Genomic DNA, 22,561 nt, shown 5'->3' with positions numbered 1-22,561 from the left:
GACCGACGACAACGCGGCGAGCGTGCGTGCCGGGGCACGCGAACCCGGCGTGATCCAAACGAAAGGCCCTAGGCCCTGCCTCAGACGTCCCAGACACAGCACGGAGAAGCGCGATGCGGAAGATACTCATAGTCGGAGCAGGCCAGTCCGGCCTCCAGCTCGCCCTCGGACTCCAGTCCAAGGGGTACGAAGTCACCCTCATGTCCAACCGCACCGCCGACGAGATCCGCTCCGGCCGGGTCATGTCCACGCAGTGCATGTTCCACACCGCGCTCCAGTACGAGCGGGACTACCAGCTCAACTTCTGGGAGTCCCAGGCCCCGCGCATCGAGGGCCTCGGCGTCTCCGTCGCGGCGCCCGACTCCTCGCGCGCCGTCGACTGGGTCGGCAAGCTGGACGGCTTCGCCCAGTCCGTCGACCAGCGGGTCAAGATGGCCGGATGGATGGAGACGTTCGCCCAGCGTGGTGGTCAGCTCGTCATCCACGGCGCGGCCGTCTCGGACCTCGACTACTTCTCCCGCGCCTACGACCTCGTGCTGGTCTCCGCGGGCAAGGGCGAGCTGGTCTCCATGTTCGGCCGGGACGCCTCCCGTTCGCCGTTCGACGCCCCGCAGCGCGCCCTGGCCGTCGCCTACGTCCACGGCATGGGTCCGCGCCCGGAGCACCCGGAGTTCGACGCGGTCCGCTGCAACCTGGTCCCCGGCGTCGGCGAGCTCTTCGTGATGCCGACCCTGACCATCTCCGGGCGCGCCGACATCCTGTTCTGGGAAGGCGTCCCCGGCGGCCCGGTCGACGTCTTCCGGGGCATCAAGGACCCCGCGGAGCACCTGGAGACGACCCTGGCGCTGATGGAGAAGTTCCTCCCCTGGGAGTACGCCCGCGCCACCAAGGTCGAACTGACCGACGCCAACGGCACCCTGGCGGGCCGGTACGCCCCGACCGTGCGCAAGCCGATCGGCCGACTGCCCGGCGGTGGTCTGGTGCTCGGCGTCGCGGACGTCGTCGTCGCCAACGACCCGATCACCGGCCAGGGCTCCAACTCGGCCTCCAAGTGCGCCAACGCCTACCTGGACTCGATCGTCGAGCACGGCGACCGCGAGTTCGACGAGGCATGGATGCAGGCCACGTTCGACCGCTACTGGGACACCGCCCAGCACGTCGTGAAGTGGACCAACGCCATGCTCGGCGTACCGCCCGAGCACGTACTGAACCTGATCGGCGCCGCAGGCCAGCTCCAGCCGGTCGCCGACCGCTTCGCCAACGGCTTCAACGACCCGGCGGACTTCGAGAACTTCTTCTTCGACCCGGAGAGGACCAACGCCTACCTGGCCGAGGTCTCGGGCGCCGCGTAGGCGTCCCACCTGCGGAGCAGCGGTCGACGCTGGTGAACTTCGGTGCCTGTGGGCCGTCCTCGGACGGCCCGCGGGCGGCCCGGCCGTCGGCGAGGCGGGGGTGGGGGGTGGCGGGCTCACAGCGCCCGCCGGAGATGGGCCCCGGGGAGCCCCCGCGGGGGTGCTGTACCCCGAGAGCGCCGGTCGTTGAGCGGCCCAACCCCTAAGGCGGCCCTCCGGGTGCGCCCGGGGATCATCCCGATACCTCATGACCGGGTCGGCCGACACCGTATGGGCATGACCTCGATGCCGCGCGGAACCCGACTGCTCTCCGTCCTCATCCCCTTCCTGCTGCTGTGCTACGGCGTGCTGCGCCTGATCGACGGCATGGACGGCGACCACGGCCCGGGGACGGCCTGGAACCTCGGCCACACGTCCTTCCTCGCCGCCTTCCTCCTGTTCGGCGCCTTCGTCGTGGAGCTGCGCCGCCTCGTTCCCGCGACCACCACCCGGACACGAACCGCCGCCGGTGCCGCCGTGATCGGCGGAGTGTTCGGCGCGGGCTGTTTCGTCTGGGTCATCCTCGGCGACCTGTTCCCCGGCCTGGCCGACTCCGCTCCGCTGCCCGACCTTCTCAAGCTCGCAGGCCCGCTCGCCTTCCAGCTCGGCCTGCTCACCCTGCTGATCATGCTGGCAGCCGTACGGCCCGGGCGGCTGCCCGTGTGGAGCCCGGTGCTCGTGTTCGTGTCCTTCGCCCTGATCACGGCCGACCTCGACCTGATCCCGCTCGCGGCCGTCGGTCTCATGGCCGGCCTCGCACCGCTGGCCCGCGACCGCACACTCCGTGCGGCGCCGTAGGCCCCCTGCCACGTCAGCGCCCGCAGGTCGGGGGAACGTACCGCCGGCGCCACGCATCCTTACAACTGCACCAAGCGGTGCGAGCCACGCAGCCCTCGACAGACGAAGTGAGCACCACCATGAGCGCGTCCCCGGTCATCGCCCCAGTGCCCGGTACGAGTGGAAGATCCTGGGCCTGTGCGACAGTGTCGGCATGCGTCGGAGGGATCCTTCTCGGCGTCCTGACCAACCTGCTCCAGGGCTGGCTTCCGGGCGCGTGGAATCAGATCGTCAACTCCGGTGGGGTCTGGTCCGTCGCCGCGTTCGTCGCGGGCGCGCTGGTGGCCCGGAAGGCCGGCCTGTCCACGGCCGTCGTCGCGGGCCTGCTCGCCGAGTCCGGTCTCGTCGTCGGCTACTACGGCTACGCGGAGGTCGGCCGCGACGGCATGGGCTCCCTGTTCGCTCCGCTCGTCTGGCTCGGCATGGCGTTCGTCGCCGGTCCCCTCTTCGGGGCGGCGGGCTTCGGGTGGCGAGGGAGCAGCCCTCGCCACCGCGTCATCGGCCTTGCCGCGCTGGCGGGCGTTTTCGGCACGGAAGCCATCCACTACGCCTGGGTTCTGCACTACGCCCCTCAGGCGTGGGCCTGCCTCGCCATTCTGGTTCTCGTCCCCCTGCTCATGGGCCGCACCCACAGAGAACGGGCGCTGGCCCTCCTGACCGCCGTTCCCTTCTCGCTGGTGGCCTATCTCGTCTTCTACGAACTGATCCTGGCGACACTCCTCGGCTGAGAGCGCGCGGGGGACGGGGAGCACCCGCAGCCGCAGGGGCACGGGTCGGTCCCGCCACCGTCCCGCCCGTCGCGGTCCGCCGTCCCGGCGGCCTCAGCGCCTCGGGGCGGACGAGGAGCCGTACCCCGTGTGCGAACCCGAGGCGGCGCCCGAGGGGAGCCGCGGCAACCGGTACTCGGACAGCGGGGCGCTGCCCGGGTCGGGGCGTACCGCGCCCAGCAGCGGGTTCGATCCCATCGGCGACACCTTCACCCGCGAGCCCGGCCGGGGCGCCTGCACCACCAGCCCCTTGCCGATGTACAGCGCCACATGCGTGGCCTTCGGGAAGTAGATCACCAGGTCCCCCGGGCGCAGCGCGTTCACCGGGACCTTCCGCAACTGCCGCCACTGCTCCTGGGAGGTCCTCGGGATGGGGCGGCCCGCCTTCGCCCAGGCCCGCGAGGTGAGCCCCGAGCAGTCGAAGGAGTTCGGGCCTTGCGCGCCCCACACGTACGGCTTGCCGATCTGCTCGATCGCGTACGCCACCGCCCGGCGGCCCGCCGCCGACGGCCGCCCGGTCGAGGACAGCGCTCCCGAGGCGGCCAGGGCGCGCTGCGCCTGCGTCGTCTGGCGCTGCTCCAGCCGGGACAGCGCGCCGAGCTGACTGCCGGAGAGCGACGCCAGCATCGTCTCGACGTTCTTGAGCCGGGACCGGACCGCGTCCCGCTGTTTCTTCCGCTTCGACACCAGCGTCTGCTGCCGGTCCAGCGCCGCGCGGGACTCGGCGGCCAGCCGGTCGGCGCGCTTCTCGGCACCGGTGAGCCGCTGCACGGCCGCCGTCCGCACGGTCGCCGCGCGCCGGATCAGATGCTCCTGGTCCAGGAGGCCCTCGGGGTTCCGGGACATCAGCAGTTGCAGATACGCGGAGAAGTCGGACCGGCCCTGGTACTGCTCCCGGGCGAGCCGCCCCACCGCGTCACGGCTGTCGGCCAGCGCGGACCGGGCGGTGACGAGCGCGGCGTCCAGCTTCTTCACCTGCGCCTTGCGCTGCTTCAGCTCCGCCACGGTGCCGTTGTACGCCTCGGTGGCCTCCTCGGCCTGCTGATACAACTGCCGCATTTCTGAGAGTAGTTGGGCGACACTCTTGTTCCTCGGGGCGACCGGCACGGGGGCGGCGACGGCCGCCGGTGCGAGGACGACCGCAGCCAGGGCCGCGGCACAGACCGTGCGGGAGACTCCACCTGGCATGACACACCTCCGGCAACGGGGCGATCATGGGACTACCCCATAAGTGAGCGCAACGAGACCATACGGTCACTCGGTGTCAGGGGATGCAAGAACCGTGGCGCGTGGCGCCGGGCGGATTCGCCCGGAAGGACGCGGGTGTTGGGGCGGGGTGGGGTGCTGAGCTTTCAGGGGGCGTGCCTGCCCGACCGGGCCTGCGCGACGTTCCCTGCCCACCGTCGTCGTCGGCGCATACGCCCGGTCCGGAGCGGGCGACGTGATCGGATCGCACCCGCCGCGGAGCGACGTACGGATTCGGCCGGTGTGACCCGCCGCCCCGGTCGCATCGCGCGTGCGGCCGCGACCGGGGCGGGGCGGGGTCTCAGTCGACCGGGAAGGCGTAGAAGATCCGGTCGCGCTGGACCACGGCCGTGCGGTCGGCGGGCAGGACGCGGTACGGGGCGGTGACCGTGGGGCCCTTGGGGTCCTGGGCGCCGATGTCCTGGAACTTCCACAGTCGTCGGCCGTCCGCCGAGGCGAAGGCGGTGACCTGGGAGGCGTCCGCGGCCAGCAGTGTTCCGCCGCCCGCGCTGAGGGTGACGGCGGGGGCCGCCGTGCCGATGGCCGCCTCCGTGGAGCGCCGCCAGCGCAGCCGTCCCGTCTCCCGTTCGACGGCGCCGACCTCCTGGTTGCGGCTGGTGACGTGCAGCACCGTCCCGGAGACGACGGGGGTGCCGAACGGGGCCCCGTCGGTGCCGTTCAGCGTCCACTTCGGCTTGCCGCCCGGGGTCTCGAACGCCTGGAGGGCGTCGCCCACCGCCCCGTACAGCAGTCCCCGGTCGTCGCCCGCGACCGCCGCGTCCGGCGCGACCGAGCCGAACGAATGGTTCCACTGCTGCTTCCCGGTCTTCCGGTCGAAGCTCCGGAAGACCGCCTTGCCCTTGTCGGCCTTCACCTGGCCGGGGGCGAGCGTGGCCGAGGTCTGCCGCACGACCACGCCGTCCCCGCGGACCGCGACCAGCCGGTGGACGGGGGTGGCGGTGCCGCGTCCGGCGGGTACCGGGGTCCGCCACAGCTGGGCGCGGCGGGCGAGGTCGTAGCCGAACAGGTACGCCTTGACGACCCGTTGGTCCTTGCCGCGCTTCTTGCCCTTCTTCGGCGGCGGAGCCTTGACCGTGACCGTCTCGGTGGCGGTGAACCACAGCTCCGTCCCCGACGCACCGGTCACCGACGGGGCGGCGAGCGACGGCGTCTCGGGGGAGAGCTCCGCGAGGGCCGCCCGGTGCACGGTCTTCCCGTCCTTCGGTGACAGCCAGAGGAACGCGGACGGCGTCGCCACGAAGCAGAAGTCCTGCCCGGCGTCCGGTACGGCCCGGCCGCCGGCCGCGTCCTTGTTCTCCCAGATCCGGCGCCCGGTCCGCAGATCGACGGCGGACGCGCCGGACTCGCCGGTCAGCACCAGCAGCCGCTTGTTCCAGACGGTGGCGGTGAGCGACGCCGCGTCGGCGTCCGGGTGCGTGTACACCCAGCGGGGCTGCGGCGGCAGGCCCGCGACGGTGGGGCCGCCGTGGCTCGGCGAGGGCCCGGCGTCGTCGTCGGTGTCCCCGTCGCCGCCCGCCAGTGCGAGCGCCCCGCCCCCGCCGACGAGCAGCCCGGCGGCCCCGGCGGCGAGCCCGATGAACAGGCTCCGCCGCCCGACATCCGAAGCGGCGGAGGAGGGCGGGGCGGCGGGGCCGCTGCCCAGCGGGACCGGAAGCGGCCGGGGGTCCGCCGCGCCCGACGGCGCGGGAAGGGCGGGCAGGGCGCTGGTGGACTGCGGCACGGCCGGTACGGGGGAGAGCCCGGCGGGCAGCGCCGGTACGGGCCCCGAGGACGGGACCGCGGGCAGCGCCGGGGACGCCGACGGCAGGGCGGGGCGGCCGGTCAGCTCCTGGGGGACGGCCAGTTGGGTCGTGGGCCGGTCCGTCGCCGGGGCCCGGTGGGCGATGTCCCCGAGCTGGGCGGTCCGGGTGTCCGCGGGCGGTGCGGCGGCGGGCGCCGGGGCCTCGGCGGCCCCGGGCGCCTCCGCGACGGGTGCTTCCGGCGTTCCCGGCGCCTCCTTCGCCTCGATCCGCTCACCGGACGCGACGGCCTCCCGTACGCGCATCCCCTGCTCCGCCACCGCGGCCGCCGTCGCGTCCGGCAGCCAGCCGTCCTTAGCCGACTCCGCCGCGCCCCCGGGGGCCAGCTCGGCCGCGATCTCCTCGGCGCTCGGCCGGGCGGCCGGGTCCTTCTCCAGGCAGCGGGCGATCGGGCCGCGCAACTCCTCGGGAACGGCGCCCAGTTCGGGGGCGGTGCGGGCGATCCGTTCGGCGCCCTCGGCGGCCGGCCCCTCGGCGAGCGGGGTCGTGCCGGTCGCCGCGTACGCCAGCAGCAGGCCCAGCACGAAGAGGTCCGAGGCCGGTCCGGGCTCCTCGCCCTCGACCTGTTCCGGCGTCAGGTACCCGAGCCGTACCGACAACTGGCCGCCGGGGCCCGCCGACGCGTCGACCGCCGCCCCCAGCGGGCCGAAGGCGATCAGCCGGGGCCCGTCCCCGGCCAGCAGCACCGTGTGCGGGGCCAGTCCCTGGAGCACCGCCCCGGAGGCGTGCACCCGCGCCAGGACCTCGGCGAGTCCCGCGCCCAGCACCCGCACGGCCCGCTCGGGCAGCGGCCCGGTCGTCCCGATGACCTCCGCCAGGGTCAGCGCGGGCAGATACGGGGCGGCCGTCCACTGCAACTCGTCGGCCTCGCCGTCCGGCCCGTCCGGCGAAGGCTGGACCCAACTCCCGGCCAGCTCGCGCGCGGTGCGGGCCTCCGCCTGGAAGCGGCGCCGGAAGACGGGCTGCGAGGCGAGTTCGGTACGGGCCGCGGTGACCACCACCGCGTCGTCCCCGGTGGCCCCGCGCGCCAGGTACAGCACACTGCCCGCGGTCGTGCGCAACCGCGCGAGCACGGTGTACGGGCCGAAGCGGCGTGGATCGTCCTGACGCAGCGCCTCCATGGCGCACCCCCTCGCTGACCGTCCCTGGGCACCAGAGCGTCGATCCTAGGGGGTACGGGCGGCCGTCTCCGCTACCGGGCCCGTCAGTCCGGCCTGGACCAGGGCCACTTGAGGGTGCGGCGCTCCCGGCCCTCCGGGACGTACTCGTACACCCAGCCGCGCTGGATGCCCAGCCGCTTGGAGTAGCCGGCCGGGGCCCTCCGGTACGCGTGCACCGTGGCGGGCCCGCCGTCGGCGGACGGTACCGGGACCTCGTACCACTTGGGCGGGTGACCGGTCGGGCCGACCAGCACGGGCAGCACCCGGCCGTCCAGGGGGCCGCCGGTGAAGGCGGTGTTCTCGCTTCGCACCGCCCCAGTCTGACCGATGGGCCCGCACCCGGCAGCGGTCGGCCCGGCGAGTCCGGGAGTGGGCGGGCCGGTCGGCCGTCCCGGCCCGTCAGCGGTTCCGACCGGTCAGCCGTCCCGCCCGGTCACCGCCCGGCCCCCGGCAGTAGATGGCCCGCCCCGCCGAGCACCGGGCCCAGACCCTGGGCCAGGCGGCCCGCCGGGCCCTCCGGCCGCTCCAGAGGCAGCAGCGCCGCCAGCACCTCCGCGGTCTGCGGGTCGCTCGCCGCGGTCGCGGCCAGCAGTGCCATCAGGTGGTCCACCAGCCAGTCCCGCAGCTCCGACGCGGCGGGCCGCTTCTCCTCGTCCAGCCAGATCAGGGACGCCGCCTCGACCGCCGCGATCCAGGTCCGCACCATCATCCGCAGCCGGGGGCCCGGCTCGGACCGTTCGCCGAGATGGCGCAGGATCTGCTCGGCCGCCGCCCGTCGCACCTCGTCGACGATCGCCGACGTGCGCGAGGTCCCGACGACGCCGCCACCGCGCAGCAGCGCGCTGAACCCGGTGTCGTGCCCGTCGACGAAGGCGAGGTAGCGGTCCAGTACCCGCGTCACCCGCTCGGTGGGCGGTCCCACCGGGGGCTCGGTGAAGCAGAGGATCAGCTCCTCGGCCGCCGAGCGCAGCGCCGCCTCGTACAACTGCTGCCGTCCACCCGGGAAGTAGCGGTAGACGAGCGGACGGGAGACCCCCGCGACGCTCGCCACCTCGTCGAGCGAGACCTCGTCGGGGGCCCGGTGGGCGAAGAGGGAGAGCGCCGCGCCGAGCAGTTGGGCGCGGCGCTCCTCGACACTGAGCCTTCGGTACGCACGGGCCGGTGACGCGGCGGCGACAGGGGTCATGACCGAAGCCTAGGTGTTCCGTCCCCGGACGCGCCCCGGCCGTTCAGGCCAGCAGTCCGGAACGCTTCCACAGCTTGCGCCCCACCCCGTTCAGCACCCCGATGTCCTCGAAGAAGTCCGTCAGCCGCTTCGCGCCCGACTGCATGACCTCGGCGCGGTGGCCGCTCGCCCGCACCTGGGCGACGGCCTCGCGGCGGTCCAGGCCGACGTGCTCGTACACCTGCGGGTTGACGAAGCAGACGGAGAAGACGCGGGCCGCCTCACCGCAGCTCAGCCGGGTCAGCCGGCGCTCCCAGGCCGGGGCGGTCACCATCTGGCGGCGCAGCTCCTCCCGGGCGTAGCGGACGTGCCGCGCCTCCTCGACGACATGGATGCGGGTCACGCCGCGCACCAGCGTCTGGACGCGCTCGTCGGGGAAGGTCAGCCGCTGCATCCAGTCCAGGATCTCCTCGCCCAGCAGGGTCGCGGCGAACGAGCCGGGGGTGGTGGAGATGGTCTTCAGTACCCGGGCGAGGTTGTGGTAGACGCGCGGTACGGGGTAGTCGGGCGAGCCGCCCCAGGTGATCATGCGGCCGAACATCATCGAGTGCCGGCACTCGTCGGCTATCTCGGTCAGCGCGTAGCGGACGTGGTTGCTGGTCACCGGCCGGTCGTAGATGTGCCGGACCAGCAGCTGCATCAGGATGATCTCGAACCAGATGCCCAGCGAGGCGAGCGAGGCGCCCTCGTGCCGGGAGAGGTCGATCCGCTGCTCCTCGGACATCCGCCGCCACAGCGGGGTGTCGTAGAGCGAGACGAGCTCGGGCGGCCAGAACCACTTGCCCTCCTCGATCGGGGCGTCCCAGTCCAGCTCCTTGTCCGGGTCGAAGGAGTGCCTGGCCGAGGATTCGAGGAGCCGCGCGGCCACCTGTTCGCGGTCCCGGAGCGGTCCGAGCGCGTCGCGCAGGAGTTGGACGTCGGCTTCGGTCACTGGGGTCATGAGGAGGCACCTCGCTCTGGGGTTACCGGCGGTCACTCCTTATGAGACTCCCAGTCAGCAAGGCCGTCAATCCCTTCCGCGCGACTTGTTGACCCGGCGTCTACCAACGTGTGAACCTGCCAACTGAGCGCACCGCCAAGGGAATTGCCGCGAACTGCCAGGCGAAGGAGTTGTCCGTGTCGACACACGACCTCTACACCACCGCCCCCGGGGCTCCGCTGTGGGAGGTGCCCGCCTCCGGCGCCGCCCGCTTCAGCTGGGACTACGACGACGGACGCGAACGCCTGCTCGCCCTCTACCAGAAGGGCAAGGACAAGCAGTGGGACGGCAACAAGCGCATCGACTGGTCCCTGGAGGTCGACCCGGAGGACCCGCTGGGCACCCCCGACGAGGCCCTGACCCTCTACGGCACCCCGCACTGGGACAAGATGACCGAGAAGGACCGCGGTCGGCTGCGCAGCCACTACACCTCCTGGCAGTTCAGCCAGTTCCTCCACGGTGAGCAGGGCGCCATGATCTGCGCCGCCCGGATCGTCGAGTCCGTCCCCGACCTGGACGCCAAGTTCTACTCCGCGACCCAGGCCATGGACGAGGCCCGGCACGCGGAGGTGTACGGCCGGTTCCTGCACGAGAAGGTCGGGATGGTCTACCCGATCAACGACAACCTCCAGGCGCTGCTCGGCGACACCCTGCGCGACTCCCGCTGGGACATGCCCTACCTCGGCATGCAGGTCCTCATCGAGGGCCTCGCGCTGGCCGCGTTCGGCATGATCCGCGACACCACGACCAAGCCGCTGCCCAAGCAGATACTGGCCTACGTCATGCAGGACGAGGCCCGGCACGTCGCGTTCGGACGGATGGCGCTGCGCGACTACTACCGGCAGCTGAGCGAGGCCGAGCGGCGCGAGCGCGAGGAGTTCGTCATCGAGGGCTGCTACCTGATGCGCGACCGGCTCAGCGGTGTCGAGGTGCTGGAGAACTTCGGCATCGGCAAGCAGGAGGCCAAGGAGCTGTCCGAGCACTCGGAGTTCCTCCAGCTCTTCCGGAAGCTGCTGTTCAGCCGGATCGTGCCGTGCGTCAAGGACATCGGCCTGTGGGGCGAACGGCTCCAGAAGGCCTACGTCGACATGGGCGTCCTCGAACTCGGCGACTCCAACCTGGACCTGCTGATGGCCCAGGACGAGGAGATCGCCGAGCAGCTCGACCGGGACCGGTTCGCGGCGGAGGAGCAGGCCCGGGTCGCCGAGGTCGAGGAAGCGATAGCCCAGGGCGGGGGCGCCTGAGCGGGCGGCGCACGGCCGGAAACGGGGGTGTGCGCCGCGGCCCGGCCCGGCGAGGATGGCCGCCATGACCACACCGCCGCCACCGCCGCCCGCGTACGCCGCCGACCCCGCCGCCGCCCGCCGCAGCCTGGAGGCGCTGGCCCTCGGGGACGCCTTCGGGGAGCGGTGGGCCCCGCTCTTCCGGGAACCCCGGCGGGCGGCCGCCGAGATCCGTGCCCGCCACACCCCCGACGAGCCCGTCTGGCACTGGACCGACGACACCGCGCTGGCCCGCGCCCTGCTTCGGGTGCTGGACGAGCACGGCCGGGTGGAGCAGGACCGGCTCGCCCTCTGCTTCGCCCTCACCCACGAGGCCGACCGGGGCCGGGGCTACGGCCACGGCATGCACATGCTGCTGCCCGCGCTCCTGACGGCACCCGCCGACTGGCGCACCCTGGCCCCCGGACTCTTCGAGGGCGGCAGCCTCGGCAACGGCGCGGCGATGCGGGTCGCCCCGCTCGGCGCCTACTTCCACCACGACCTCGCCCTCGTCGCGGACCAGGCCGCGCGCCAGGCGGAGGTCACCCACGCCCACCCGGAGGGGATCGCGGGCGCGGTGGCGGTCGCGGTCGCCGCCGCGCTGTCCGTACGGGGCACGCTCACCCTGGCCGAGGTCGCCGGACTGACCCCCGCCGGGCTCGTCCGCGACGGGCTGCGCCGAGCCGCCGACCTCCCCTTCGACACCGCGCCGTGGAAGGCGTCCGACCTGCTGGGCAACGGGCAGCGCATCCGCGCCGACGACACCGTGCCGTTCGCCCTGTGGACCGCGGCCAGGCACCCGGACGACCTGGAGGCGGCGCTCTGGGCGACGGCCGAGGGACTCGGTGACGTCGACACGACGTGCGCCATCACCGGCGGCGTGGTCGGCGCGGCCACCGGGACCACCGGGGTGCCCGCGTCCTGGCTGCGGCGTCGCGAGCCGCTCGACTGACGCCGGATCAGCGGCGCACGGCGGGCAGGGCGCGCTCCACCGCGCCCGCCACCGCGAGCAGCGCCGCGTCCGCCCCGCGCTCCGCGACCAGCTGGAGCCCCACCGGGCAGCCGTCCGCCGTGAACCCGGCCGGCACACTGGCGGCCGGATGACCGCTCAGGTTGAACGCCCAGGTCAGCGCGGTCGAGTACGTCTCGCCGGGGCCCTCGTGGCCGTGCGGGCGGTTCGGGGTGGTCGGGGTGAGCAGCAGGGGCGTACGGGCGAACAGCGCGTCCAGCGCCGTGTCGTTCGCCCGCCGGACCTCCCCGCCCTCCGGCGACACCGCCCCGCCCCGGACCGTCCGCCACGCCTCCCGCGGGTCGAGCAGCGGGCACCCGCCGTCCACCAGCCGCACCACCCCGGCCGCCACCAGCCGCCGCACCGCCCGCCGGACCACCGCCGCGACCTCCGGGTCGACCTCCGCGTACCCCAGATCGACACTGAACACCGCGTCCACCGGCCCCGTCGGCGGCTCGGGCACCGCCACCTCCAGGACATGGCGCGCGAAGGCACCGGCCTCCCCGGCCGTGCGGGCCAGCACACCGGCGGCGGCCAGCCCCGTGCGGTCCGGCGACGGCAGCAGGCCGTTCGTCGTCTTCAGCCCGAACACCCCGCACCACGCCGCCGGGATCCGCACCGACCCGGCCCCGTCGCCGCCGGTCGCCAGCCCCACCAGGCCCGCCGCCACCGCGACCGCCGCGCCCGCCGAGGAGCCGCCCGGGGTGCGGTCGGCGCGCCAGGGGTTGACCGTACGGCCCAGGGCGCCCTGCCCCCAGGTCTGCCAGGGGGTGCCGGGGCCGGGCACCGAGGTCGAGCCGACCGGCACCGCCCCGGCCCCGGCCAGCCGCCGCGCCGTGTACGCGCCGATCCCCGTCCGCCCCTTGACCGCGAACGGCACCCCGGCCAGTGGCAGCCCGCCCGCCCGCTCCGCCGCCGCGCGCGCCCGCTCGGGCCACACCTCCACGAAGGCGCACAGCCGGGGATCCTCCCGGCCGATCCGCTCCAGGGCCCGCTCCACCGCTTCCACCCGACTCGCCATCGGGTCAGCCTCTCAGGGCCGCCGCCATCACGGAACGGGCGATCGGGGCCGCGCTGCCGCCCCCGCTGATGTCCGCCCGGTCCGCCGCCGCGTCCTCGACCACCACGGCGACCGCCACGGCCGGCCGCGCCGCGTCGGGCGCCTGCGCCCAGGAGATGAACCAGGCATAGGGCAGGCCCGAGTTGTCCACGCCGTGCTGCGCGGTGCCGGTCTTGCCTCCGACCGTCACCCCGTCGATCGCCGCGTTGGTCCCGGTGCCGTTCTCCACCACGTCGACCATCATCCGCCGCAGCTGCACCGCCGTGCCCGGGTTCATCGCCCGGTGGTAGGAGCGGGGGCCGTTGCGCCGGACCGTCCTGGACCCGTGGGTGGTCGTACGGTCCACCAGGTACGGGCGCATCAGCTCGCCGCCGTTGGCCACGGCGGCCGCCACCATCGCCATCTGGAGCGGGGTGGCCGTGGTGTCGAACTGCCCGATCGAGGAGAGCGCCAGCTGGTCCCTGGTCATCTCCGTGTCGAAGTTGCTCTTCGCCACCCCCGAGGGGATCCGCAGCCCGGTGTCGTCGAAGCCGAAGTTCCGCGCCGCGTCCACCATGCCGTCGAGCCCCACCCGTACGCCCAGGTCCGCCAGGACGGTGTTGCAGGAGATCCGGATCGCCTCGGCCAGCGAGGCCCGCTCGCAGCCGTGCGCCTCGTTGGGCAGCGTGGTCGTGGTGCCCGGCAGGACGTACGGGGACGGGGTGCGGGTGTCCGTGTCGGGATCGGTGACGACCTGGGCGTCCAGCGCTGCGGCCGCCGTCACGATCTTGAAGGTGGAGCCCGGCGGATAGGTCTGCCGGATCGCCCGGTTGAGCATCGGCTGGCTCTTCGACGCGTTCAGCCGCGCCCAGGCACCGGTGACCGCCGCCCCGGTGCCCGAGATCAGCCCGGGGTCGTACGAGGGCGTCGAGACCAGCGCCAGGATCTTCCCGGTGGCCGGCTCCAGGGCGGCGACCGCGCCCCGCCGCCCGCCGAGCCCCTGGTACGCGGCCCGCTGCACCGCGTCCACGACGGTGGTGACGACCCGTCCGCCGGGCTGCTGCGCCCGGGTGACGTCGTTCCAGAACGGGAACGGCGCGAGCATCGGGTCGGTGCCGGAGAGGAGGGGGTCCTCGGCGTTCTCCAGCAGCGTCGTGCCGTACGTCTGCGAGGCGTAGCCGGTCACCGGCGCGTACAGCGGGCCCTCGCGGTAGGTGCGCTCGTGGGCGAGCTGCTCACCGGTGTCCTTCGAGCCGGTGACGGACCGGCCGCCCACCACGATATCGCCGCGCGGCTGGTCGTAACGGGCGATCGTGAGGCGGCGGTTGGCGGGGTTGTTGTCGAGCTCGTCGGCGTCCAGGACCTGGATGCGGGCGGCGTTCAGCAGCAGCGCCACCAGCAGGACCAGCAGGAGCGCGGCGGCCCGCCTGATGTAGCGGATCACCGTCCGCCCCCCGGGATCCGCGCGACGATCCCGGTCTCCACGGGATCCGGCCGCGGTCTGCGGGCCTGGTCGCTGATCCGGATCAGCAGCGCCATGATGATCCAGTTGGTGACCACCGAGGAACCGCCCTGGGCGAGGAACGGCATCGCCATGCCGGTCAGCGGGATCAGCCCCATCACCCCGCCCGCGATCACGAAGACCTGGAGCGCCAGGATCGAGGCCAGACCGATCGCCAGCAGCCGCCCGAACGGGTCGCGCAGGGCGAGCCCGGCCCGGTAGCCGCGCGCCACCACCAGCGCGTACAGCAGGAAGATTGCGGTCAGCCCGGTCAGCCCCAGCTCCTCGCCCGCCGTCGCCAGGATGAAGTCGGACTTGGCGGCGAACCCGATCAGGATCGAGTGGCCGAGCCCCAGCCCCGCGCCGAGCAGCCCGCCCGCCGCGAACGCGAACAGCGACTGGGCCAACTGGCCGGGGCCCTGGCCGGCGTCGATGGAGGCGAACGGGGCGAGCCAGTCCTGCACCCGGCTGTGCACATGCGGTTCGAGGGAGCCGACGACGAACGCGCCGACCGCCGCGAGCAGCAGCCCCACCGCGATCCACCCGGTCCGCCCGGTGGCCACGTACAGCATGATCACGAAGAGGCCGAAGAAGAGCAGCGAGGTGCCCAGGTCGCGCTCCAGGACCAGGACGCCGACGCTGAGCAGCCAGATCGCCACGATCGGGCCGAGCACCCGGCCGGTGGGCAGTTGGAGCCGCCAGACGCGGCGGCCGGTGTAGGCGAGCGCGTTGCTGTTGACCGCGAGGTACGCGGCGAAGAACACCGCGAGCAGGATCTTCGCGAACTCGCCCGGCTGGAAGGAGAATCCGCCGACCCGGATCCAGATCTTGGCGCCGTTCACCGCCGGGAAGAAGATCGGCACGATCATCAGGACCAGCGCGGCGGCCACCGAGAGGTACGCGTACCGCTGGAGCACCCGGTGGTCGCGGAGCACGACGACCACCACGATGAACAGCGCCACCCCCAGCGTGGACCAGATCAACTGGGTGGGCGCCGCCCGGTCCCCGGGCGTCTCCAGGTCGAGCCGGTAGATCAGCACCAGACCGAGCCCGTTGAGCAGGACGGCGATGGGCAGCAGCAGCGGATCGGCGTACGGGGCCCGCAGCCGCACCGCGAGATGGGCGAGCAGCGCCAGCAGCCCCAGCCCCGCCCCGTACCCGGCCGCGTCGGGCGGGACCGTGCCGTTCTTCGCCAGGCCGACGGAGACGTACCCGAAGACCGCGATCAGGACGGCCCCGAGCAGGAGCAGCAGCTCGATCCCGCGCCGTTTCGCCAGGCGTAGCTCGGGCGGGGGCGCGTCCGCCGTCGTTGCGGTCATGCCGGGAAACGTAGCAAGAGCCGCTCCGTATTTCCTTTATGTCGCAGCGGGTATGTCCGAAGAAGGACCGTGGAACGGCCGCCCCGTCACGCCTGGGGCGGGGTGGAGCGCGGGTCGTCCGGCGGCCGGTGCGCGGGCAGCGTCACCCGGGCCGCCGCCCCGCCGTCCGGGGCGTTGCGGAACTCCAGCCGGGCGCCGATCACCGCGGCCTGCCCGGCGGCGATGGTCAGCCCGAGGCCGTGGCCCTTGCCGCCGCCCCCGGTGCGGAACCGGCGCGGCCCGTCGTCCAGCAGGTACTCCGGGAACCCGGGACCGTGGTCGCGCACGGTCACCACCGGGCCGTCGACCGTCGCCACCACCGGGGGCAGGCCGTGCCGGTGGGCGTTGGCGATCAGATTGCCCAGCACCCGCTCCAGCCGCCGCAGATCGGTCCGGACGTGCACCGGCGCCCCCGCCGTCGCCCCCTCGACCCGGACCTCGGTCGCCGTCCCGGAGGCGCGGGCCACCCGCGCGACCAGCGGCGCCAGCTCGTACACCCCGAGGTCGACGTGCTCCCGGCCGGCGTCCAGGCGAGAGATCTCCAGCAGGTCCTCGGTCAGCGCCCGCATGGTGCGCACCCGGTCCCGGACCAGCTCGGAGGGGCGCCCCGGCGGGAGCAGCTCGGCGGCGGCGGAGAGACCGGTCAGCGGGGTGCGCAGCTCGTGCGCCACGTCGGCGGTGAAGCGCTGCTCGGCGAGGAGCTTGCGCTGGAGCGTGGCGGCCATGGTGTCGAGCGCCCCGGCGACGGTCGCGACCTCGTCCTGCGGGCGCGAGGGGTCCGTCGTGCGCGGGTCGTCGACCCGGGCGTCGAGATCGCCCGCGCTGATCCGGCGGGCCACCAGCGCCGTCTGGTGCAGCCGCCGGGTGACCCGGGTGACGGCGAACGCCCCGACCAGCAGGGTCGCGCCGATGGCCAGGACCGAGGAGCCGGCGATCGCCCCGTCGAGGCTCTCGATGGTGCGGGCGCTCTGCCGGTAGTCGATCTGGACGGCCAGCGCCCGCCCGTCCGCCGGGGCCGCCGCCCACATGACCGGCCGGCCGTCCAGGTCGCCGACCACCGTGCCGCGCCCGCCGCCCGCCGCCAGGGTGCGCAGCGCGGCGGGCAGCCCCGGCGGGTCGAGCCCGGAGCCCGGCGGCAGGGCCTCGCCGGTCTCGTACGCGGTGGTGACGTCGGAGAGCCGGGCCAGCGCCTTGTCCCGGGACTGGCCCACGGTCCGGCGGGTCACCTCGGTGTGTACCAGGGCGCCCAGCAGCGCGGCCAGCGCGCAGCACATCACCGTGATGAAGAGCCCCGCCTTCCAGGTGAGCGAGGCGGTCCAGGCGGGCGGGCGCAGCCGGCTCATCGCCGCCCCGCGGGGGCTTCGGCGAGCGGCGCGGGTGAGGAGCCGGCCGGGGTGGGGCGGGGGAGCGGCGAGGGGGACGACGGCATCCGCTGGATCTCCTCCTGGGTGGGCAGCATCGCCCGCTGGCTGCCGTCCCAGGTCCAGGAGGTGCGGTACTCGTAGCCCGGGATCGCCGACGGGGCGCGCACGATCAGGTCCCGGCCCGCCAGCTCGACGCTGATCACCGCGTCCGAGGTGGACAGGATGCGGGTCAGCACGCCGCCCCGGGCGGTGTAGGCCCGCACCGAGAGCTGACCGTTCGTCAACCGGATGCCCAGCACCAGGTCGTCGTGGCCGTCGCCGGTCAGATCGCGGTAGTACGGCCGCAGCACCGGGCAGGAGGCGGGTTCGGTGCCGCAGGCGTTGATCCGCCGTACGGTGTCGGCGGGCAGTTCGGCCGTACCGCTGGTCCGGCCCGACCGGGCCGCGAGACCGGCCCGCACCACCGCCACCGGGTCCAGCCGGTGCACGTCGTCGTCCGGCACGGTGATCCCGGGGATGCGCGCGGTCTCGCCCTCGCCGTAGTCCTTCGGGGCGGCGGAGGCGGTCGGCAGACCGGGCCAGAGCCGGACGGGCCCGACGGCGGGCGGGACCGTACCGGCGCTCCGCAGCCCGCCGTTGTCCCCGCAGCCGGCCAGCAGCACCGCACCGGCGACGGCTCCGAGGGCCGCCGCCGCACGGTGTCCCAGCCGACGCATGACTCCCTCCCTTCCGGAGACCGGATTCCACGACTGTATGCGGAAGGAAGTCGGTTATGTGTATTTAAGAAGTCAGTTATCCGTATTTACTGCGCGCGAGGGGTGTCGCCCCGGCGGCAACCGGCCGGACGTCAGTCCTGGTGCGGGCCCCGCCCGTTCGGCGCGAACCCCTGCGGCTGCCCGTACGGATTGCCCTGCTGTGCGGCGGTGTGCTGGGCCAGCAACTGCTCGGCCTGCTCCTTCGCGATCTGCTGCTCGCCGCCGCAGAACGTGCACTGGGTGGCGTACTTCGTCGAGAACGGGAAGAGCGGGACGAAGAACAGGGTGAACTTCGTGACCCGCTTGCGCAGGGTGTGCGCGGCCGGGTTCCCGCACCAGCCGCAGACCAGCGTCAGAATGGCCAGCTGGTACAGATAGCCGCGCGTACCGAAAATGATCATGTGGTGGGTCCCTTCCCCGTCCTGCCCGAAAGCGCCTGCCGACAGAGCGTCAGCAGTTTCTCGTCCTCATGGGTGTCATGGCTGGCGTACCCGCCGTCCATCGCGTTGTGGCGGCGTACGGAGGAGAGTTCGGCGCGCAGCACCTCCGCGGCCGGGGACCCCTCACCGGCCGCCCCCATCAGCGCCAGGCCCTCCGCCACCCGGACGCGGCCCTGGCGCTCCTGCTCCCAGGCCGCCAGCAGCACCGGCACGGACTCCCCGGTCCGCCCGGTCACCTGCCACAGCGCGATCGCCGCGTCCACCCGCGCCGCCGCCTCCCCGTGGCCCAGCAGGGCCCGCAGCCTCGGCGCGACCACCTCGGCCCGCGCTCCCAGCCCGCCCAGCGCCCGCACCGCGGCCCGGACCTCATGGACGCGCTCCGCCCGCAACTCCTCCACCAGCACCGGCAGCACCGCCCCGGCGTCCCCCTCGACCGCCCACAGCGCCTTCGCGACCTCGGTCGCCGAGGTGGCCCCCGGGCTCCGCAGCAGCGCCCGCAGTTCGGGGACGGCCTCGCGCGCCACCGGCCCGAACGAACCGATGGCCCGCAGCGCCGACGTGCGCACCCAGTCGCCCCGGTACTCCGGCGCACCGCGCAGCACCCGCAGCACCTCCGGCAGCGCCTCGTCCGCCCGCAGCGCGGTGACGGCGGTCAGCAGCGGCCCGGCCCGGTCGTGCGTGCGCCCGTCGAGCGGCAGGGCGGCGAGCCCGCGCCTCAGCGCACCGGTCAGCGGGGCCCCGGCCGCCCCGAGACAGCCGACGGCGAAGCCCACGTCGTGCGGCACCTCGGTCCGCTCCAGCGCGGCGGCCAGCGCGGGCAGCGCCCGTACGTCGCCCAGCCGGGCCAGCGCCTTCACCGCGCTGCCCAGCTCGGGCGGTCCGCTCGGCCAGTCCCGCACCCATGCCCCCGGGTCCGCCGCCACCCGCGCCGCCAGCGCGTCCGCGGCCGGCGCGGCCAGCCCGAACAGCTCCTCCAGCACGTGCGAGGCGGCCTCGGCGAGCCGCGGCTCGGGGGTGGCGAGCTGCTCGCCGACCAGCCGGACCAGCTCGCCGTACTCGCCCCGCCAGGCCCGGATCAGCCCGCCGCACATCCGGAGCGCGTCGATCCGCTGCTGCCGGTCCGGGCTGCGCAACTGGTCCGTCAGGAGCGCCGTCCGCTCGGCGACCCGGTCGTCGAGCCCGGCGTGCAGGGTGCGCAGCAGATCCGCCGTCCACGGGGCGGCGGGCCGTACCACCGGCTCGTCGGGCAGCGCGCGCAACCGGGCCGCCGCCGGCGCGGACCGCTCCTCCGCGGGCGGCTCCCCGACCGCCTCCGGGTACGCCTCGACCGCCGCCGCCCCGGGGCGCGCGCCCGCCGCCGGACCCGCGCCGGACCGGCGCGCCGGGACCGCGCGCAACTGCCGCAGCACCCCCGTCACCACCCGCACCACGTCACCGGGGAGCGCATCGGGGGCGCACCGGGCCAGCTGGGCCAGCGCGGCCAGCCGCAGCCCCGGCGGGAAACCCCCGCCCGCCAGCCGGGTCAGCCACCCCGCCGCCTGCCCGGCCAGCGACCGGTGGCGCAGCGCGATCCGCCCGGCCGCCTCGACCAGGGCGAGCCGCACCTCCTCGTCCGGCTCGATCGGCAGCCGCTCCCGCAGCACCGCGAGCACCCGGTCCGGGTGGTCGTGCAGCGCGGCGAGCGCCAGGGGCGCGTTGAGTCGCACGCCCGGGTCCTCGTCGGACATCAGCTCGAAGAAGACCCCCGCGCCCGCGGTGACCGCGGTGGCCGCCATCGCGTAGTTGGCCGCGCCCTCGATCTCGTCCTCGTCGATCTCGTCGTCCTCGTCCAGATCGATCCCGCCGATGCTGGTGAGGAGTTCGACGATGCCGCCCCGGTCCTGGACGCCCGGGTCCACGACCAGCTCGAAGAGGAAGGGAATGCTGGCCAGCGTGCAGGCGTACACATCGCCCTGGTGGTGCACCGCGCCGTACATCCCGTCCAGCGCCGTCTCGCGCCGTGCCGGGTCGGCGGACGCGAGCCCCCGCAGCAGGGCGGGCACGTCATCGGCCGGCCCGTAGGCATGTTCCATCGAGGCCCAGTCGACCTCGTCGATCCCCGCGAACACCCCATCGCCTCCCCACGCGTTACAACGAAGCAGTGTCTGCGAGGAGTGTGCACCACGGTCCGGCCGATCCGCCCTTCACATGCGGTCTTTTCCCGGCGGGCATGACAAACGGCCGGGTATGCGCTATCGGACCGGGGTGATTCGGACATCCGTGCTACGGCGCGTCCATGCCACCCGTACCCCGGCGCACCGGACCCGCCCGCGCTCCGGCGCACCGGATCAGCCGCGCTCCGGCGCGTTCGCACCGGCCGCGCGCCGGGGTGCCCGGTCACCCGGGCGACGTCGCGTCCGGCAGCGTCCCGGCCGAGGCCGGATCGGCCAGTGGCGCGAGCAGGTCGCCGTACCGGGCCAGCCGCGCCGCCATCCCGTCCGCCAGGACGACCAGCTCGCCGGGGGAGCGGCAGCCCTCGACCTCCGCCCAGGTGACGGGCGCGGAGACGGTCGGCTCGGGGCGGGCGCGCAGTGTGTAGGGGGTGGCGGTGGTCTTCGACGCGGAGTTCTGGCTGAAGTCGACGAAGACCTTCCCCGGGCGCAGCGCCCGCCGCATCCGGTGCACCACCAGCTCCGGGAGCTCCCGCTCGGCCCGGACGGCCAGCCGGCGCGCGTACGCCGACACCCGTTCGGCGGGGGTCGGCTCCAGCGGGACGAGCAGGTGCAGCCCCTTCGATCCGGACGTCTTCGGGTAGCCGCGCAGCCCGTCCGCCGCCAGCCGCCCGCGCAGCCAGCACGCCACCGCGCAGCACTCCACGACGGTCGCGGGGTCGCCCGGGTCCAGGTCGAACACGATCCGGTCGGCGAGCCCCGGCGCCGCCGCCCGCCACTGCGGGGTGTGGAACTCCACCACCAGATTGGCCGCCCACACCAGCGCGGCCAGATCCTCCACGAGCACCTGCCCGGCCGTTTCGTCCCGGTGCCGGGGCACCGCGGCGACCCGCACCCAGGACGGTGTGCCCGGTGGCGGGTTCTTGCTGAAGAACCGGGGTCCGTCCACACCGTCCGGATACCGCAGGAACGACACCGGGCGGTCGCGCAACTGGGCGAGCAGCGGCCCCGCCGCCGTGACCGCGTAGTAGTGCAGCACCTCGCCCTTGGTGGTCCCGGTGGCCGGATACAGCACCTTGTCGAGATTGCTGAGCGCCAGCCGCCGCCCTGCCACCTCCGTGATCGGCGTCATACGATAAGAATCACACGTTTCGCCAGGTGCAGGTATCCATCCGGACACAAGGGGTGAACGGTGAGATCCATATGGAACGGTGCCATCTCGTTCGGGCTGGTCAGCATCCCCATCAAGCTGGTCAACGCCACCGAGAACCACGCGGTCTCCTTCCGGCAGATCCACCTCGCCGACAACGGCCGGGTCCGCTACCGCAAGGTCTGCGAACTCGATGGTGAGGAGCTCTCCGCCGCCGAGATCGGCAAGGCGTACGAGGAGGCCGACGGCTCGATGATCCCGATCACCGACGAGGACCTCGGCTCGCTCCCGCTGCCCACCGCCCGCACGATCGAGATCGTGGCCTTCGTTCCCGCCGCCTCGATCGACCCGCTCCAGATGGACACGGCGTACTACCTCTCCGCCGACGGAGTCACCGCGGCCAAGCCGTACACCCTGCTCCGGGAGGCGCTGAAGCGGAGCCGGAAGGTCGCCGTGGCCAAGTACGCGCTGCGCGGCCGGGAGCGGCTCGGCATGCTGCGGGTGGTCGACGACGTGATCGCCATGCACGGACTGCTGTGGCCGGACGAGATCCGCAGCCCCAAGGGGGCCGCCCCGCAGGCCGACGTCACGGTCCGGGACGCCGAACTCGACCTGGCGGACGCGCTGATGGACACCCTCGGCGAGGTCGACCTGGACTCGCTGCACGACGACTACCGCGAGGCGGTCGAGCAGCTGATCGCCGCCAAGGCGGCGGGCCGCACCCCCGAACGGGCCGAGGCGGAGGGCACCGGCGGCGGCAAGGTCATCGACCTGATCGCGGCCCTGGAGAGCAGTGTCCGGGAGGCGAAGGAGGCCCGGGGCGAGAAGCCGGAGGACGCCTCCGTCGCCGAGGTCACCCCGCTGGCCGGCCGCCGGAAGTCCGGCGCCACCGGCGCCCGTAAGAAGGCGCAGCCCGCGCGCCGGACGGCGAAGAAGACGGCGGGGAAGACCACGAAGTCGGCGAAGCCGGCCGCCAGGAAGACGGCCGAGAAGAAGGCCACCGGAAAGACGGCGGCGAAGGCATCGGCGAAGAAGACCGCGAAGAGGACCACCGCGAAGGCGGCGACGGGGAAGGCCGCCCCGCGCGGACGGGCCTCGGCCTGAACCTC

The 22,561-nt window shown here is 74.1% G+C and carries 19 protein-coding genes; 6 read left to right on the top strand and 13 right to left on the bottom strand.

All coding sequences use genetic code 11. From position 1 onward, the window contains the following. Positions 1-113 precede the first annotated feature (113 nt). From ACWC97_RS05610 to ACWC97_RS05600, 3 genes are all read left to right on the top strand, one after another. Positions 114-1,352: a styrene monooxygenase/indole monooxygenase family protein gene (locus ACWC97_RS05610; RefSeq protein WP_450647622.1), complete on the top strand. Its 1,239-nt coding sequence runs from the start codon at positions 114-116 to the stop codon at positions 1,350-1,352. A 276-nt stretch (positions 1,353-1,628) separates the two neighbouring features. Further along, positions 1,629-2,189 carry a hypothetical protein gene (locus ACWC97_RS05605; protein WP_450647620.1) on the top strand — a complete coding sequence of 187 codons (561 nt, stop codon included), beginning with the start codon at positions 1,629-1,631 and terminating at the stop codon, positions 2,187-2,189. Between the two features lie 119 nt (positions 2,190-2,308). Next, entirely contained in the window at positions 2,309-2,956 is a 648-nt protein-coding gene (locus tag ACWC97_RS05600) for a DUF6518 family protein (RefSeq protein ID WP_450647618.1), read from the top strand. 93 nt (positions 2,957-3,049) lie between these two features. Here ACWC97_RS05600 and ACWC97_RS05595 read toward each other — a convergent pair whose 3' ends face one another. The 5 genes from ACWC97_RS05595 to ACWC97_RS05575 all read right to left on the bottom strand — a co-directional run bounded on the left by ACWC97_RS05595 (position 3,050) and on the right by ACWC97_RS05575 (position 9,385). Continuing rightward, a complete protein-coding gene (locus ACWC97_RS05595) occupies positions 3,050-4,183 on the bottom strand; it encodes a C40 family peptidase (protein ID WP_352277128.1) in 1,134 nt (377 codons plus the stop codon). A gap of 358 nt (positions 4,184-4,541) precedes the next feature. Continuing rightward, positions 4,542-7,181, bottom strand: a complete 2,640-nt coding sequence (locus ACWC97_RS05590) for an outer membrane protein assembly factor BamB family protein (protein ID WP_450647616.1) — start codon at positions 7,179-7,181, stop codon at positions 4,542-4,544. A gap of 83 nt (positions 7,182-7,264) precedes the next feature. Then, the gene (locus ACWC97_RS05585; RefSeq protein WP_352277130.1) at positions 7,265-7,531 is read right to left on the bottom strand and encodes a hypothetical protein; all 267 of its coding nucleotides are present in this window, start codon (positions 7,529-7,531) and stop codon (positions 7,265-7,267) included. 122 nt (positions 7,532-7,653) lie between these two features. After that, a complete protein-coding gene (locus ACWC97_RS05580; protein ID WP_352277132.1) occupies positions 7,654-8,406 on the bottom strand; it encodes a TetR/AcrR family transcriptional regulator in 753 nt (250 codons plus the stop codon). Positions 8,407-8,449: 43 nt separating this feature from the next. After that, positions 8,450-9,385, bottom strand: a complete 936-nt coding sequence (locus tag ACWC97_RS05575; RefSeq protein ID WP_352277134.1) for an AurF N-oxygenase family protein — start codon at positions 9,383-9,385, stop codon at positions 8,450-8,452. A 176-nt stretch (positions 9,386-9,561) separates the two neighbouring features. Between ACWC97_RS05575 and ACWC97_RS05570 the strand changes: the two genes are divergently transcribed. Then, positions 9,562-10,668, top strand: a complete 1,107-nt coding sequence (locus tag ACWC97_RS05570; protein ID WP_352277135.1) for a ferritin-like domain-containing protein — start codon at positions 9,562-9,564, stop codon at positions 10,666-10,668. A 55-nt stretch (positions 10,669-10,723) separates the two neighbouring features. Then, a complete protein-coding gene (locus ACWC97_RS05565) occupies positions 10,724-11,638 on the top strand; it encodes an ADP-ribosylglycohydrolase family protein (protein ID WP_450647613.1) in 915 nt (304 codons plus the stop codon). A 7-nt stretch (positions 11,639-11,645) separates the two neighbouring features. Here the strand turns inward: ACWC97_RS05565 and ACWC97_RS05560 are convergent, their stop codons facing one another. The 8 genes from ACWC97_RS05560 to ligD all read right to left on the bottom strand — a co-directional run bounded on the left by ACWC97_RS05560 (position 11,646) and on the right by ligD (position 21,434). Next, a complete protein-coding gene (locus ACWC97_RS05560) occupies positions 11,646-12,716 on the bottom strand; it encodes an amidase family protein (protein WP_450647612.1) in 1,071 nt (356 codons plus the stop codon). Positions 12,717-12,720: 4 nt separating this feature from the next. Next, positions 12,721-14,178, bottom strand: coding sequence for a penicillin-binding transpeptidase domain-containing protein (locus ACWC97_RS05555; protein WP_450647611.1), 1,458 nt, complete (start codon positions 14,176-14,178; stop codon positions 12,721-12,723). Then, entirely contained in the window at positions 14,175-15,554 is a 1,380-nt protein-coding gene (locus ACWC97_RS05550) for an FtsW/RodA/SpoVE family cell cycle protein (RefSeq protein WP_352277142.1), read from the bottom strand. The genes ACWC97_RS05555 and ACWC97_RS05550 overlap by 4 nt, the downstream gene beginning before the upstream one ends. A gap of 86 nt (positions 15,555-15,640) precedes the next feature. Continuing rightward, positions 15,641-16,936 (bottom strand): HAMP domain-containing sensor histidine kinase, encoded by a 1,296-nt coding sequence (locus ACWC97_RS05545; protein ID WP_352277144.1) that lies wholly within the window; start codon positions 16,934-16,936, stop codon positions 15,641-15,643. Beyond that, positions 16,933-17,673 carry a hypothetical protein gene (locus tag ACWC97_RS05540; protein ID WP_352277146.1) on the bottom strand — a complete coding sequence of 247 codons (741 nt, stop codon included), beginning with the start codon at positions 17,671-17,673 and terminating at the stop codon, positions 16,933-16,935. The genes ACWC97_RS05545 and ACWC97_RS05540 overlap by 4 nt, the downstream gene beginning before the upstream one ends. A 131-nt stretch (positions 17,674-17,804) precedes the next feature. Next, entirely contained in the window at positions 17,805-18,113 is a 309-nt protein-coding gene (locus ACWC97_RS05535) for a zinc ribbon domain-containing protein (RefSeq protein ID WP_352277148.1), read from the bottom strand. After that, positions 18,110-20,260, bottom strand: a complete 2,151-nt coding sequence (locus ACWC97_RS05530) for a HEAT repeat domain-containing protein (RefSeq protein WP_450647608.1) — start codon at positions 20,258-20,260, stop codon at positions 18,110-18,112. The genes ACWC97_RS05535 and ACWC97_RS05530 overlap by 4 nt, the downstream gene beginning before the upstream one ends. Positions 20,261-20,528: 268 nt before the next feature. After that, positions 20,529-21,434, bottom strand: coding sequence for a non-homologous end-joining DNA ligase (gene ligD, locus ACWC97_RS05525; RefSeq protein ID WP_450647606.1), 906 nt, complete (start codon positions 21,432-21,434; stop codon positions 20,529-20,531). A gap of 60 nt (positions 21,435-21,494) precedes the next feature. Here ligD and ku point away from each other — a divergent pair, with 60 nt between their 5' ends. After that, positions 21,495-22,556, top strand: a complete 1,062-nt coding sequence (ku, locus tag ACWC97_RS05520) for a non-homologous end joining protein Ku (protein ID WP_450647605.1) — start codon at positions 21,495-21,497, stop codon at positions 22,554-22,556. Positions 22,557-22,561 lie beyond the last annotated feature (5 nt).

The organism is Streptomyces sp. NPDC001108 (assembly GCF_053598535.1).
The sequence above is the reverse complement of the archived record's forward strand: the minus strand, read 5'-3'. Positions and strand labels throughout refer to the sequence as shown.

What these genes read in the sequence shown, in the direction of transcription:
- ACWC97_RS05610 (WP_450647622.1), top strand. Translation starts at nt 114, where the DNA reads ATGCGGAAGATACTCATAGTCGGAGCAGGCCAGTCCGGCCTCCAGCTC.
- ACWC97_RS05605 (WP_450647620.1), top strand. Translation starts at nt 1,629, where the DNA reads ATGACCTCGATGCCGCGCGGAACCCGACTGCTCTCCGTCCTCATCCCC.
- ACWC97_RS05600 (WP_450647618.1), top strand. Translation starts at nt 2,309, where the DNA reads ATGAGCGCGTCCCCGGTCATCGCCCCAGTGCCCGGTACGAGTGGAAGA.
- ACWC97_RS05595 (WP_352277128.1), bottom strand. Translation starts at nt 4,183, where the DNA reads ATGCCAGGTGGAGTCTCCCGCACGGTCTGTGCCGCGGCCCTGGCTGCG.
- ACWC97_RS05590 (WP_450647616.1), bottom strand. Translation starts at nt 7,181, where the DNA reads ATGGAGGCGCTGCGTCAGGACGATCCACGCCGCTTCGGCCCGTACACC.
- ACWC97_RS05580 (WP_352277132.1), bottom strand. Translation starts at nt 8,406, where the DNA reads ATGACCCCTGTCGCCGCCGCGTCACCGGCCCGTGCGTACCGAAGGCTC.
- ACWC97_RS05575 (WP_352277134.1), bottom strand. Translation starts at nt 9,385, where the DNA reads ATGACCCCAGTGACCGAAGCCGACGTCCAACTCCTGCGCGACGCGCTC.
- ACWC97_RS05565 (WP_450647613.1), top strand. Translation starts at nt 10,724, where the DNA reads ATGGCCGCCATGACCACACCGCCGCCACCGCCGCCCGCGTACGCCGCC.
- ACWC97_RS05560 (WP_450647612.1), bottom strand. Translation starts at nt 12,716, where the DNA reads ATGGCGAGTCGGGTGGAAGCGGTGGAGCGGGCCCTGGAGCGGATCGGC.
- ACWC97_RS05550 (WP_352277142.1), bottom strand. Translation starts at nt 15,554, where the DNA reads ATGACCGCAACGACGGCGGACGCGCCCCCGCCCGAGCTACGCCTGGCG.
- ACWC97_RS05545 (WP_352277144.1), bottom strand. Translation starts at nt 16,936, where the DNA reads ATGAGCCGGCTGCGCCCGCCCGCCTGGACCGCCTCGCTCACCTGGAAG.
- ACWC97_RS05540 (WP_352277146.1), bottom strand. Translation starts at nt 17,673, where the DNA reads ATGCGTCGGCTGGGACACCGTGCGGCGGCGGCCCTCGGAGCCGTCGCC.
- ACWC97_RS05535 (WP_352277148.1), bottom strand. Translation starts at nt 18,113, where the DNA reads ATGATCATTTTCGGTACGCGCGGCTATCTGTACCAGCTGGCCATTCTG.
- ligD (WP_450647606.1), bottom strand. Translation starts at nt 21,434, where the DNA reads ATGACGCCGATCACGGAGGTGGCAGGGCGGCGGCTGGCGCTCAGCAAT.